At 61.5% G+C, this 13,657-nt stretch carries 9 protein-coding genes and 1 pseudogene; 7 read left to right on the forward strand and 3 right to left on the reverse strand.

The annotated features are described in order from the left end of the window. Positions 1-25: 25 nt before the first annotated feature. The 3 genes and pseudogenes from N1037_20200 to N1037_20210 form a co-directional block, all read right to left on the reverse strand. A pseudogene (locus N1037_20200) lies at positions 26-601 on the reverse strand (flavodoxin family protein). A 229-nt stretch (positions 602-830) separates the two neighbouring features. Beyond that, complete coding sequence (locus N1037_20205) at positions 831-2,369, reverse strand: AMP-binding protein (GenBank protein UWS81427.1); 1,539 nt, start codon at positions 2,367-2,369, stop codon at positions 831-833. Between the two features lie 27 nt (positions 2,370-2,396). Continuing rightward, entirely contained in the window at positions 2,397-4,430 is a 2,034-nt protein-coding gene (locus N1037_20210; GenBank protein ID UWS81428.1) for an FAD-dependent oxidoreductase, read from the reverse strand. A 93-nt stretch (positions 4,431-4,523) separates the two neighbouring features. Between N1037_20210 and N1037_20215 the strand changes: the two genes are divergently transcribed. Genes N1037_20215 through N1037_20245 form a run of 7 tightly spaced genes read left to right on the forward strand, consistent with a single transcriptional unit; the run spans position 4,524 to position 13,654 of the window. Then, positions 4,524-5,705, forward strand: a complete 1,182-nt coding sequence (locus N1037_20215; protein UWS81429.1) for an acyl-CoA dehydrogenase family protein — start codon at positions 4,524-4,526, stop codon at positions 5,703-5,705. Next, positions 5,702-6,481 (forward strand): enoyl-CoA hydratase/isomerase family protein, encoded by a 780-nt coding sequence (locus tag N1037_20220; protein ID UWS81430.1) that lies wholly within the window; start codon positions 5,702-5,704, stop codon positions 6,479-6,481. The genes N1037_20215 and N1037_20220 overlap by 4 nt, the downstream gene beginning before the upstream one ends. Positions 6,482-6,490: 9 nt before the next feature. Beyond that, on the forward strand, positions 6,491-7,651 hold the full coding sequence (locus N1037_20225) for an acyl-CoA/acyl-ACP dehydrogenase (GenBank protein UWS81431.1): 1,161 nt from the start codon (positions 6,491-6,493) through the stop codon (positions 7,649-7,651). A gap of 26 nt (positions 7,652-7,677) precedes the next feature. Further along, positions 7,678-9,069, forward strand: a complete 1,392-nt coding sequence (locus N1037_20230; protein ID UWS81432.1) for an AMP-binding protein — start codon at positions 7,678-7,680, stop codon at positions 9,067-9,069. Next, on the forward strand, positions 9,066-10,673 hold the full coding sequence (locus tag N1037_20235; GenBank protein UWS81433.1) for a methylcrotonoyl-CoA carboxylase: 1,608 nt from the start codon (positions 9,066-9,068) through the stop codon (positions 10,671-10,673). Before N1037_20230 ends, N1037_20235 begins: the two co-directional genes overlap by 4 nt. Positions 10,674-10,683: 10 nt before the next feature. Further along, entirely contained in the window at positions 10,684-12,690 is a 2,007-nt protein-coding gene (locus N1037_20240; GenBank protein UWS81434.1) for a biotin/lipoyl-binding protein, read from the forward strand. 4 nt (positions 12,691-12,694) lie between these two features. After that, a complete protein-coding gene (locus N1037_20245; protein ID UWS81435.1) occupies positions 12,695-13,654 on the forward strand; it encodes a hydroxymethylglutaryl-CoA lyase in 960 nt (319 codons plus the stop codon). Positions 13,655-13,657 lie beyond the last annotated feature (3 nt).

A 13,657-nucleotide genomic window follows, 5' to 3' on the forward strand; every position in this document is an offset into this window, starting at 1 on the left:
CCGGTCACCGGTCCGTGGCCCTGGTTCAGCCCTGCCAGCGCAGTGTGACTTCGGCCAACCGCTTGCCATAGGCGCGCGCGGTGTCCAGATCGCCACCGGCCGGGAACTCTTCGGGCGCGCTGTCGGAGGGCGCGATTGCCAGAAGGCCGGAATAACCACCTGTCCAGTTCATCTTTTCCGGGCCGTCGGCCTTGGTATTCGGCGCCATCAGCCCGACGCCGCACCAGATCTGGCCATGCTGTTGCGACAGCGTGATGAAATACTGGATGGTCGAGAATTTGTCACCGTTGACTGTAGCCGAGGTGGTGAACCCACCGGCGATCTTGTCCTTCCAGTTCTGCGTGAACCAGGGCTTCGAGCTGGCATCGGCGAACTTCTTGAACTGCCACGCGGGGCCGCCCATGTAGGTCGGACTGCCATAGACGATGGCGTCGGCAGCATCCAGCGCCGCCCAGCCGGCTTCGTCAAGTTACCCATTTTCGGGCAGTTTCAGAATCTTGGCTTCGGTGCCTTCAACACTTCTGACCCCTTCGGCCACGGCGTTCGCTTGAACCTCCGTGTGCCCATACCCGCTGAAATAGACAATTGCGACACTCGTCATGTTTTCGGTCTCCTTCTCGGTTTGAAACGCAATGCTGACGGCTTGGGATTGACGGTTACAAAAAGAAAGCGGATAATTATTTTACACCAACGCGATGATCCGGACAATCATCGGCAGGGGAATTCCCATCTTCGGTGTAAGTCACCGGAATACATTAATATTATATCAGCACCGGACGGGCTCACGGGATGTTATGTTCATGACCTCACATCCATTGTGCGCCGGTGTATCAACTGGTTTCGGCTTTCTCGTCCCCGATCCATGTTTCGAGCACATGCCGCTGAACCTTGCCGCTGGTCGATCTGGGAAAGTCCTCGAACGCGATAAAGCGAAACTCGCGCGGCCGTTTGTAGCCTGCGAGGCTTTCGCGGCACAAATTCATCAGCGCCTCGGCATCCGGCCCGTCATTGCCGCAGGCGACAAAGGCCACCGGGCTTTCCCCCCATTTCGTGTCAAATGCCCGCACCACCGCAGCATCGACTACACCGGGGTGGGATAGAAGCACACGCTCGATTTCCGCAGGATAGACATTCTCGCCGCCGGTCTTTATCAAGTATTTGGCCCGGTCCACAAAGTCGACCGTGCCGTCCACATTGCGCCGGAAAAGGTCACCCATGTGGAAGAAGCCGTTGCGAAAGTCGCGGGCGTTGGTGTCGTCGGCGTTCCAGTACCCTGAAAACAACGTTGGGCCCCGCACTGCCATTTCGCCCGGCGTTCCATCGGGGACTTCGCGGTCGTCAGGATCGACCAGCCGAACCTCGCAAAATGCGCTGATGCGCTTGGAAAGCCGGTGCGGGGTAACACCCGGCGCAATCAGATCGGCGGTCCCCGGCGGCAGGCCGGTTTCGGTTGCCCCGAAGGAATTCAGATAGGGCGTGTCCAGAAGGCCCGTCAGTTCCGCGATTTGATGCGGCGGCACCAGATCGGCCATTGCGCCGCAAACCTTGATGCCCTTCACCGGCAGAGGGTTGGCGCGCCGGTCTGCGATAAAGGCGTCCAGCGCACCCGGCATCATCACGAACCAGCCGATCCTGTGGCGCGACAGCGCCTCGTTGATGACCGCAGGCTGCAAACCATCCACCATCACCACGGTCCCGCCCCGCAGGATTGTCGCCAGCGCATGATCGGTGGACGCCATGTGGAACATCGGTGCCCAGGCGATGAACCCGTCGCTGGGATCCAGCGCCAGTTGTGCCGCAAAAGCCATGGATCGGGCGATATGCGCGCGGTGGCTGATGAGCGCCCCCTTGGGCAGGCCCGTGGTCCCCGAGGTGTAAAGGATCGTCAGACCGGCCTCTGGATCGTCTACCATGGTTCCGGTGCGCGGGTCCGGTTCGACCCCGGCAATGGCCGTGTCCAGGTCTGGCCCGACGGTCAGACAGGGTGTCGCCGCGACGGCCCGATAGGCTTCTGAAAGATCCGGTTCGGCGACGGCGAGAACCGGCGCGACCAGATCGATGCAATGCCGCAGTTCATCGGGAGCAAGCCGCCAGTTCAGGCAAGCGACGATCGCGCCGATTCCCGCCGCAGCCAGTTCGACCTCCAGGTATTCAGACCGGTTGTGCGACAGGATCGCGATCCTGTCGCCGGGTGCCACGCCTCTTGCCAGAAAGACGGCAGCCAGACGATCGACGCGCCCCAGCAATTCGCCGTAGGTCAGTTTCTTGCTGCCGTCCTCAATGGCCAAAGCCCCGGCGCAGTCCTGTGCGCGGGTTCGAAAGATCGAATACAGATCAGCGCGCCCTGCACGGATGACGTCGGTCAGCATGGTTTCCTCCCTTGCCAGGGCTTCGGTTCAGAGACTTTGCGCCAGACGCACCCCTTCATCAATGGCGCGCAGAGCATCAAGTTCGGCGGCCTCCTTTGCCCCGCCGATCATCGTAACCGTGACACCGCGGGCGGCAAGCTCCTCTGCCAGGGCGCGTTCCGGCTCCTGGCCGGTGCATAGCACAATCGTATCGGCCGAGATGATCATTGGGCTTTCGTCCGTGAGGATATGCAGCCCCGCGTCGTCGATGCGGTCATAGGTCACCCCGCCCATCGCCTCGACCCCGTGTTTGCGCAGCGCGTTGCGCAGAATCCACCCTGTTGAAACTCCAAGCCCCGCGCCCGGTTTTGCTGTCTTGCGCTGAAGCATAACGACTTTGCGTCGCGACGGTTTCGGTGCCAATGGATCGCCAGCCAGGGCGCCCGGGGTGGCAAACTCGGGGTCCACGCCCCATGTTTCGCAAAAGGCGTCTGTGTTGGCGGCCTCGGCGGGTTCGGTCACCAGGAATTCGGCCACATCATGGCCAATGCCACCGGCCCCCATCACCACGACACGGTCGCCCGCCTCGCGGTCGCCGGACAGGATTTCCGCATAAGTCGCGACGCTGGGATGGTCGATACCCGGCAGGTCGGGAATACGCGGCGTGACCCCTGTGGCGATAACCACATGGTCGAAACCGTCAAGATCGTTCACGTCGGCCCGCTGCCCCAGCCGCTGTTTGGCCCCGTGCTTTCTCAGCTGACCGGCATAATACCGCAGGGTTTCGTCGAATTCGTCCTTGCCCGGCGCCGCGCGGGCCAGATTCAGCTGGCCGCCCAGTTTGTTCTGCGCTTCGAACAGCGTGACATCGTGGCCCAGCCGCGCCGCCTCGGCCGCCGTGGCCAGGCCCGCCGCGCCGCCGCCAACCACAGCCACTTTCTGCGGCGCGTCAGTTGGCGTGTCCCGAAATTCGGTTTCACGCCCGGCGCGTGGGTTGACCAGACACCCGACAGGCCGGTCCGAAAAGATGAAATCCAGACAGGCCTGGTTGCAGGCGATGCAGGTGTTGATTTCGTCCGCGCGGCCGTCGCGCGCCTTTTTCACGAAATGCGGGTCGGCCAGAAACGGGCGCGCCATCGAGATCATGTCTGCATCGCCAGAGGCAAGGATGTCTTCGGCAAGCTCGGGCGTATTGATTCGGTTCGAGGCGACCACCGGAATCGATACCGCCGCTTTCACGTTGGCCGCTGCCTTGCGCCAGGCGCCGCGCGGCACCGGATAGGCGATGGTCGGCACGCGCGCCTCGTGCCAGCCGATGCCGGTGTTCAGAATATCCGCGCCTGCCGCCTCGATCTTGCGCGCCAGTGCGGCGATTTCATCGGCGGGCGCGCCGCCCTCGACCAGATCGGCGGCGGAAATCCGGTAGATGACCAGAAAGTCGGGCCCGCAGCGTTCACGCACCGTGCGCACGATCTCGACCGGGAATCGATGGCGCTTCTCGGCGCTTCCGCCCCAGTCGTCTTCGCGCTTGTTGGTGTGGGTAACGGTGAATTCGTTAATCAGGTATCCCTCGGACCCCATGATTTCGACGCCATCGAACCCGGCCGCCTGCGCGTTGGCGGCTGCCGCGGCGAAATCCTCGATGGTGCGGCGGATGTCAGCATCGGACATTTCACGCGGGACGAAACGGTTGATCGGTGCACGGATCGGCGACGGGGCCACACAACCTTCGATTTTTGCATAGCGCCCGGCGTGGAGGAGTTGCGCGCAGATCAGGCTGCCTTCGGCCTGCACCGCCTCGCAGATCGGGCGCAGGCTGCGCGCCTCTTCCGGGTCGTCGATTCGCGGACCTTCGGGATCGAATATGCCCTCGGCATTGGGGGAAAACCCGCCGGTGACCAGAATCGCCGCCTCCCCCCGCGCCCGCTCAGAATAAAAGGCGATCTGTTTGGCTATGCCGTCAGGCTCGGTTTCCAACCGCGTGTGCATCGACCCCATGATGACACGGTTTCGCAATGTATGCTGGCCTGCGCGGATCGGCGAGAGCATGGTCCCGAAGCTCTCCGTTGGCTTATTTTCCATTGTGGGCATCCTCCTCAAAACTATGCTTGATCTGTATTCTAACAAATGTTAGATTTTTGGAAAGATAAATTTCGGTCATTGGGAGGAGCACCGATGCATTTCCAGCCAACAGACGATCAGAAGGCTTTTCGCGAAACCGCGAAGCGCTTCGCAACTGAAAAGCTTGCGCCCACATATCAGGAGCGCGCAAGCGGCCATACCTTTGATCGTGCGCTGATCAAGGAGATGGGCGCACTCGGTCTGATCGGGGCCGATCTGCCGGAAGAATTCGGCGGACTGGGTGAAAGCTCTGTCGCGTCAGGGCTGATCGTCGAAGAGATCGCCTATGCTGATTTCAACGCAAGTTACGTGCAGCTTCTCGGCTCTCTCATGGGCGGAATGGTTGCCAAGCATGCCTCCCGCGACATCGCGGCGAAATGGGTGCCCAAGGTTGTTTCGGGTGATGCCGTCATTGGTCTGGGTCTGACAGAGCCGCGCGGCGGATCGGACGCGGCGAACCTGATTCTGAAGGCCGAGAAATCCGGAAACGGTTGGCGGCTGAACGGTGAAAAGACATCCATGAGTTTTGCCAGTCAGGCCGATGCGGCGGTCGTCTTTGCCCGCACCGGCGATCCTAACGGTGGCTCACGCGGGGTCAGCGCCTTTTTTGTCGATCTGAACCAGGACGGCATCAAGCGCACGCATTTTGACGACATCGGCACCAAGCCCGTCGGGCGTGGGTCGGTGTTCTTTGACGACGTCTTCGTGCCGGCCGAAAACATGATGGCCGAACAGGATCGCGCCTTCGGAACGATCATGGCCGGGTTTGATTATTCGCGCGCACTGATCGGGCTGGAGTGCCTGGGTGCCGCGCAAGCGTCGGTGGATGAAACCTGGGCCTATGTCCAGGAACGCGAAGCCTTTGGTGCGCCGATTGTGCAGTATCAGGGCGTCAGTTTCCCGCTGGCCGAAGCCGAAACTCAACTGACCATGATGCGCCAGCTTTGCTATTACACGCTGGACCTGCGCGACCGTGGTCTGCCGCATACGTCCGAGGCGGCCATGTGCAAATGGTACCTGCCCAAAACCGCCTGCGAGATCCTGCACCAGTGCCTGATCCTGCACGGACATTACGGCTATACCACCGACCTGCCTCACCACCAGCGCTATAACGATGTGCTTGGTCTGCAGATCGGTGACGGCACCGCGCAGATCCAGAAGCTGGTGATTGCCCGCGAGAAGGTCGGACGGATGGCGCTGCAATATGACAAGAAGGCGACGGGAGCTCAGAAATGAGCAATCCCATTATCGTCACGACCGAGGGCAACACCGGCATCATCGAGCTGGCCCGCCCCGAGAAATTCAATTGCCTGTCACTTGACGTGCATGAGCGCATATCTGCCGCGCGTTCGGAATTCGAGGCGAACCCGGATATCCGGGCGATCCTCATCCGGGCACAGGGCAAGAACTTTTGCACCGGTGCCGATCTGGTGGAAGTGAAAGGTAAATTGAACGATCCCGCCGCGCTGGATCACTTCATCGCCTTTGGCATGGAAAACCTGCGTGCGCTCGAAACCTCCTCCCTCCCTGTCGTGGTGGCAGTGCAGGGGTTGTGTCTGGCCGGCGGGATCGAACTGATGTTGGCTTGCGATGTGTGTTTCGCCGCCGAAACCGCTCAGTTTGGCGATCAGCATGCACAATTCGGACTGATTCCCGGTTGGGGCGGCTCGCAGCGGCTAACGCGGTTGATGGGGCAGCGCCGGGCGCTCGACCTGATGTTCTCAGCCCGCTGGCTTGCGGCGGGCGCGGCCAAAGAGGCCGGTCTGGTCAACTATATCGTGCCGGATGCGGATCTGCATCAGGCCGCGTTGGAATACTGTCAGAAAATCACCACCCGCTCGCGTCCCGGTATCGCCGAGATGAAGCGGCTGGCGCGGGAAGGCACGGACCTGGGCATCGACCAGCAAATGCGGCTGGAACGTGACGCCGCCGTGCGCGCGCTGCCCAGTGATGACGTCGCCGAAGGGCTCGACGCGTTCGAGAACCGGCGCACCCCTGAATTCAAGGCCTGAGGACGAAACATGGAATTCACTTTGAACGACGAACAGCGCCAGATTTACGAATACGGCGGTCAGTTGGCGCAGAAATACGACAATGCGTATTGGCTCGACCACGCCCGCAGGCATGAGTTCCCGCACGAGATGTTCAAACAGATTGCTGACGATGGTTTTCTGGGCATCATGGTGCCCGAGGAATACGGCGGCGCCGGCCTTGGCATGACCGAAATGGCGTTGTTCATGGAGGGCACCGCCAATCACGGCATACCGCTTCTGATGATGGTGGTCGGGCCGACCATGTCGCTGGCCCATATCGCCAGCCACGGGAGCGAATTCCACAAGAAGGAGCTGCTGCCGGCTGCCTGCCGCGGTGATATCCAGTTCTGTTTCGCGATCACCGAACCGGGTGCCGGGTCGAACACGATGAAGGCCACCACGCTGGCTAAGCGTCGGGGCAACCGGTTCAGCCTGTCGGGCGAAAAGACCTTTATCACCGGCGCCGAGGTGTCGGACTATTGTCTGGTGGTGGCGCGCACCAAGCCGCACACAGAAGTCAGCCGCAAGACCGACGGCTTTACCCTGTTCGCCGTAGATCTGAAGAAAAAAGGCGTCGACAAGCAGCGGGTGAAGATCTCGATCCCCCTGCCCGAAGAACAGTGGACCTTGTTTTTCGACGAGGTGGATCTGGGCCCCGAGGATGTGGTCGGCGAGGTGGACGAAGGGTTCTCGATCCTGTTCGACAGTCTCAACCCCGAACGCATCATCCTGGCCGCTTTGTGCTGCGGCATCGGCCGCTTCGCGCTGAACAAGGGCGTGGCCTATGCCTCCGAGCGCAATGTTTTCGGCCAACCCATCGGTGCACACCAGGGCGTGCAGCACCCGATGGCCAAGGCGCACACAGCGGTCGAGATGGCCAGCCTGATGACCCGTCGCGCGGCCTGGGAATTCGACAACAAGCTGCCCGCGGGGGCCTCGTCGAATATGGCCAAGTATGCCGCCGCCGAAGCTGGGATCGAAGCGGTGGACGCCGCGCTGCAGGCGCATGGCGGATCGGGTTTCACCGAGGATACGGGACTTTACGAGATGTATCCGCTGGTGCGCCTGTTGCGTACGGCACCCGTGAACCGCGAGCTGTGCCTCAGCTTCATCGGCGAAAAGGTCATGGGTCTGCCGCGGTCCTATTGATCGCCCGGTCCGGAACGGAGGACAATATGCAATTTGGAATGCGCTTCCGGCGGGAGGATGCCGCCGATAAGGTAAACGATCGTTTCTGGCACGAAATCGAGGGCACGCCGCTTGACGAAGTGCGCCGCATTCAGGAAGAGCGACTGCGTGCGCAGATGGCCTATCTCAAGACGAACTCGACCTTCTATCAGGAAAAGTTAGCCGAAGCGGGCGTGGAGTTCGACGATATTCGCACCATCGAAGACCTGCAAAAGCTGCCCTATACTTACAAGACCGAGATCCGCGAAAGCCTGGCCGCCGAGCCGCCGTTTGGCAAACACCGCGCCGCGCCGATGGCCGACATCATTCAGATGCAGGCCTCGTCGGGCACCACCGGCAGCCCCTCATATGTTGCCCTTACCGAATCCGACGCCGAAATGTGGCACGAGATGACAGCGCGCTGCTTCTTTGCCAATGGCGTGCGCCCCGGCGACATGGTGTTGCACGCGTTTTCGCTGGCCAAGGGCTTTGTCGGCGGCATCCCCGTGATGCAGGGATTGCAGTACATGGGCACAATCGATGTGCCGGTGGGGGCGGATGGCGGTGCGGAGCGGCTGCTGCGCGCTTGCGCCGACACGCGTCCGCGCTGCATCGTCGGCGCGCCGAACTTCGTGCTGCACCTGGCGGAAAACGCGCCAGAGGTGCTGGGATGCAAGGCCAGTGAGCTGGGAGTGGAACAGGTGATCGTCGGAGGAGAGCCCGGTGGTGGCATCCCGGCAATTCGCGCCAAGATCGAAGCGGCCTGGGGTGCGAAATGCACCGAAATGCTGGGTGGCACCGATCTGGGTGTGACCTACTGGGCCGAATGCGACGCCCAGTCGGGGATGCACATGGTCAACATGGACTATATCATCACTGAATTGCTCGACCCCGAGAGCGGCGACATCATCCCTTGGAAAAAAGGCGCCGAGGGCGAGATGATCTATACCGCGATTGGCCGTCAGGCGAGCCCGGTGGTGCGTTTCCGGTCCGGCGACTATATCGAGGTGATCGACACCGAATGTTCCTGCGGGCGTACCGGACCCAAGATCCGCTGCACCGGCCGGACCGACGACATGCTGATCGTGCGCGGGGCCAATGTGTTCCCGTCGGCCATCAACAGCGTGATCACCGAGATGGTGCCGGACACTAACGGCGTCATGCGCATCGTGGCCGATTTCGAAGGTCATACCACGCAGGGCGCGCTGAAAGTGATCGTCGAACGCGGACCCGACCGCGATACCGCGGACGATGCTGCCCTCAAGAAGAAAATCGAACAGCGCCTGCGCGATGCCCTGGTCTTCAAGGCCGACGTTCACCTGGTCGCGCCCGACACTTTTGAAAAACCCGGCGCCGCCAAGGTTGCCTTTGTTCTGAGAGAATATCCCGACCTGCCATGACAAAAATGATATCCCTGCTCGATACCGGGTCAGATGACTTCCGGCAAAACGATACACAGTATCGCGACAAAGTCGGCGAGCTGCATGCCCTTCGCTTGCAACAACGTGTCGGTGGCCCTGAAAAGGCCCGCGAACGGCACGTGTCGAAAGGCAAGATCCTGCCGCGCGAACGCGTCGAACGGCTGATCGATCCGGGCACCCCCTTTCTGGAAGTCGGGGAGCTTGCCGGGCTGAACAAATATGATGGTGTACCGCCGGGGGCGGGCATCATCACTGGCATCGGCGTGATCGAGGGCCGCCAGTGCATGATCATCGCCAATGATGCCACCGTGAAGGGCGGCACCTATTTCGGCATGACCTGCCGCAAGCACGTGCGCGCCCAGAAGATCGCGTGGAAGAACCGCCTCCCGGTGATCACGCTGGTCGATTCCGGCGGCGCGTTTCTGCCGGATCAGGAGAACATTTTCCCCGATGAGGGGCAGTTCGGATCGATCTTTCACCAGCAGATCGGCATGTCCGGTGACGGTGTGCCGCAGATCGCGGTGGTCATGGGCCCCTGCACTGCGGGTGGTGCCTATATCCCGGCGCTCTGCGACGAGGTGGTGATCGTGCGCGGTCAGGGCTTTATGTATCTGGGCGGACCGGAACTGACCTTTGCTGCCACCGGCGAAAAGGTGGATGCCGAAGAACTTGGCGGCGGCAAGATGCACTCGTCCGTGTCGGGTGTGACCGACCATCTTGCCGAGGATGACGCCCACGCGCTGGCCATCACCCGCGAGATCGTCAGCCATCTGGGCGAAAAACCCCTGCCCCGCAAGACGCCCAAGACGCCGCGCGCGCCCGCCTATCCGGTCGAGGAAATCTACGGCATCGTCAGCCGCGACCCCAAGGTGCCAACCGACAACCGCGAGATTGTCGCACGGCTGGTGGATGACAGCGATTTCCACGAGTTCAAGCCGCTTTATGGTGACACGATCATGACCGGCTGGGGCCGGATCCACGGCCACGAAGTGGGCATTCTCGCCAATACCGGCGTGCTGTTCGTCGAGGCCGCGTTGAAGGCGACGCATTTCATCAACCTCTGCGTACAGCGCGACATTCCACTGCTGTTTCTGGCGGATGTGAACGGCTTCATGGTTGGCCGCGAGGTCGAACAGATGGGCATCGCCAAGGCGGGTGCCAAGATGATCACGGCCATGTCTTCGGCCCGGGTGCCAAAGTTTACCATCATCACCGGCGGCTCTTACGGGGCGGGATACCTGGCAATGCTGGGCCGCCCGTTCCAGCCGGACGCAATGTTCGCCTGGCCAACAGGACGGTCCGCGATCATGGGGCCGGAACAGGCCGCCAGCGTGCTGGCGCAGGTCCGCGCACAGATCAACGAACGCGAAGGCAAAAGCTGGACCCCCGAAGAGGAGGAAGCCTTCAAGGCGCCCATCCGCAAGGAATACGAGGATTTTCAAGGTGCTTACAATTTTGCCTCTAACCTCTGGATCGACAGCGTGATCGAGCCTTGTGAAACCCGCGATGTCATGGCGCTCATGCTGGATGTGACCTCGCGCAGACCCAAGGCCGAAACCAATTTCGGCGTGTTCAGGATGTGAGGAGCGAATCATGAAAATCAAAACGCTTCTAATCGCCAATCGCGGCGAAATTGCCTGCCGGATCGCGCGCACCGCGCGGGCCAGCGGTATCACCCCTGTTGGCGTGCATTCCGAAGCCGACGCCAATGCCCTACATGTCCGCGAGATCGGGCAATCAGTCTGCATCGGTGCCGGACCGGCGTCCGAGAGCTATCTGAAGATCGACGCGGTGATTGCCGCCGCGAAATCGGTCGGCGCGGATGCGATCCATCCCGGTTATGGCTTTCTGGCCGAGAACTCTGATTTTGCCCGTGCGGTCGAGGCCGCCAGCATGGTCTTCATGGGGCCGACCCCGGACACGCTTGACCGTTTCGGCGACAAGGCCAGCGCCAAAGAGGCTGCCGTGGCCGCCGGCGTCCCGGTTATTTCGGGTGCCGAAGGCGCGTGGTCCGATCCGCAAGAGATTGCCGATGAAGTCCGCGCAATGGGCCTGCCCGTTCTGCTCAAGGCCGTCGGCGGCGGTGGCGGGCGCGGCCAGCGGCTTGTCACCGATGAGGCCACCCTTGTGGAAGACATCGAAGGCGCCCTTCGCGAGGCGAAATCCACCTTTGGCTCCGAAGGGCTGTTGCTGGAACGTTTCCTGCCAGAAGCGCGCCATGTCGAAGTGCAGATCGCGGGTGATGGCAAGGGGCACGTGGTGCACCTGTTCGAACGTGACTGCACGCTTCAGCGCCGTCACCAGAAGGTTATCGAAGAGGCTCCGGCTTGGGGCTTGCCCCGTGCGCTGCTGGACGAGATCGCGCATGACGCGGTGCGCCTGGGTGAAACGCTTGACTATCGCGGCCTCGGCACGGTGGAGTTTCTGGTCGCGGGCGAGGATTACTTCTTTCTTGAGGTGAACCCCCGCATCCAGGTGGAACACCCCGTCACCGAGGCGATCACCGGCCTGGATCTGGTTGCTCTGCACCTGCGCATTGCCGAAGGCGCAGGCCTTGGTCTGGTGCAGGATGATCTGGCGATCAATGGCCACGCGGTCGAGGCGCGGCTTTACGCCGAAGATCCGGCGATGCAGTTCGCCCCCTCAACCGGCACCTTGACCACGCTCAGCCTGCCGGAAGGTTTGCGCATCGACAGCGGTGTCGAAGAAGGCGACGCAGTGACGCCCTTCTATGATCCGATGATCGCCAAACTGATTGTGCATGCACCCGACCGGGAAACCGCCTTGGCGCGGCTGGCGACAGCCTTGGACCACGTCGCGGTTGAGGGTGTGCAAACCAATCGCGCCTTCCTGACGGCGTTGGTGCGGAACCCGGAATTCGAACGGATGCAGGTTCACACGCGCTGGATCGACGGCAGGCTGGACGAACTGACACAGGCAGCCCCCCTTGTCCGTCCCGATCTGTGGAAGGCGGCAGCCGCCATTCTCTTCGTGGCCAAGTCGCGTGGCGGTACTGATGCCAATCCCTGGACCAACCGTGACTCCTTTACCGGCTGGCGGCTTGGCCTGGGCGGTGATGCGATCGAAGCGGGGCCGAGTGTGACGCTCACCGATTCAGACGATGAATCCGAGGAATTGCGCATCGGACCTGTCAAACCGGGTGCCAAATACACCGTCCATTCGGAAAACGGCGAAGCGCTGACACTGTCCGCCCGTGAAATCACGCCGGGCCGCTGGCGCCTGAGTGAAGGCGACACCGTCCACCTGATCGAAGCACGTCTGAGCGCCGGCGTGATCGAACTGGACACGCCCGAAGGCCGCCTGGTCTTCCGTCCGGCCGCGCCCCTCGCCTTTGCTGGCGGTGATGCGGTGGCAGATCGCGCCGTGACCTCTCCGCTGACAGGGATGATTGTCGAAATCAAGGTCGCCGAAGGCCAGGCTGTCGCAGAGGGTGACGTGGTTGCGGTGATGGAATCGATGAAACTTGAAATCTCGATCCGGGCGGCTGCAGCCGGGATCGCCAGCAACATTTCCGTCTCGAATGGGGACATGGTCGATCGCGGCCAGGTCATCGCCGAGATTCTACCGTCCGAGGAGTGATGACATGAGCGACTTTCCCAAATTCGTCGAATTTCGAGAAGAAGGCCCGCGTGAGGGATTTCAGATCGAAAAAAAGATCTATCCGATCGAAGAACGGATCGAACTGATCGACATGCTCAGCGAAACCGGTCTGAAGCGCATTCAGGTCGGTAGCTTTGTCAGCCCGAAATATGTGCCGCAGATGGCAGACACCGGGGAGTTGTTCCAGCGTATCAAGCGCAAGCCGGGCGTGAATTACACGTCGCTGTGGCTGAACGACAAAGGGTTTCGCAAGGCCCTGACGGCGCATGAGGTCGATATCGACCCGCGCCTGCTGTTCTATCCTTCCGAGGCATTTGCCCAATCGAACAACAATTGTTCGTCCGCAGACATGCGGGAAAAACAACGCGACTGGGTTCGTCTTTACAAGGAAGAGGGATATACGGTCGACGCGGCCTATGTGATGACCGCCTTCGGCTGCAACCTCGAAGGCCCCATCCCGCAAGAACGCATTCTGGACGATTTCCGCTTCATTCTTCAGCTTTGCGAAGAAGAGGACATCCCCGTGCCAATCCTTGTGATCGCCGACACCATGGGCTGGGGAAACCCCGAGGCGGTCAAACGCATGATCGACGCCCTGCGCGAAATGGCGCCCGAGGCGCGCATCGGTATGCATATCCACGACACGCGGGGGCTTGGGATCGCCAATCTCCATGCCGCCCTGTCGATGGGTGTGGACATGTTCGAAAGCTCGGTCGCCGGTCTTGGCGGTTGTCCTTTCGCGGGCCACGGCCACGCCCGCGCCGCAGGAAATGTCTGCACTGAGGATGCGGTGTTCCTGTGTCACGAGCTCGGCATCGAAACCGGCATTGATCTGGACAAGCTGATCGCAGCGGCGGCCAAGGCGGAAGAGATCATCGGCGTACCGCTCATGGGCCGGGTCATGCATACCGGCGGCCTGGACAAATATCGCAAGGCAAGCTGAGGG

This window comes from Phaeobacter sp. G2, from assembly GCA_025163595.1.
Lineage (GTDB): Bacteria > Pseudomonadota > Alphaproteobacteria > Rhodobacterales > Rhodobacteraceae > Pseudophaeobacter.

Bases quoted from the DNA above. Each gene is read 5' to 3' on its own strand.
- N1037_20205 (UWS81427.1), bottom strand. From the start codon at position 2,369: ATGCTGACCGACGTCATCCGTGCAGGGCGCGCTGATCTGTATTCGATC.
- N1037_20210 (UWS81428.1), bottom strand. From the start codon at position 4,430: ATGGAAAATAAGCCAACGGAGAGCTTCGGGACCATGCTCTCGCCGATC.
- N1037_20215 (UWS81429.1), top strand. From the start codon at position 4,524: ATGCATTTCCAGCCAACAGACGATCAGAAGGCTTTTCGCGAAACCGCG.
- N1037_20220 (UWS81430.1), top strand. From the start codon at position 5,702: ATGAGCAATCCCATTATCGTCACGACCGAGGGCAACACCGGCATCATC.
- N1037_20225 (UWS81431.1), top strand. From the start codon at position 6,491: ATGGAATTCACTTTGAACGACGAACAGCGCCAGATTTACGAATACGGC.
- N1037_20230 (UWS81432.1), top strand. From the start codon at position 7,678: ATGCAATTTGGAATGCGCTTCCGGCGGGAGGATGCCGCCGATAAGGTA.
- N1037_20235 (UWS81433.1), top strand. From the start codon at position 9,066: ATGACAAAAATGATATCCCTGCTCGATACCGGGTCAGATGACTTCCGG.
- N1037_20240 (UWS81434.1), top strand. From the start codon at position 10,684: ATGAAAATCAAAACGCTTCTAATCGCCAATCGCGGCGAAATTGCCTGC.
- N1037_20245 (UWS81435.1), top strand. From the start codon at position 12,695: ATGAGCGACTTTCCCAAATTCGTCGAATTTCGAGAAGAAGGCCCGCGT.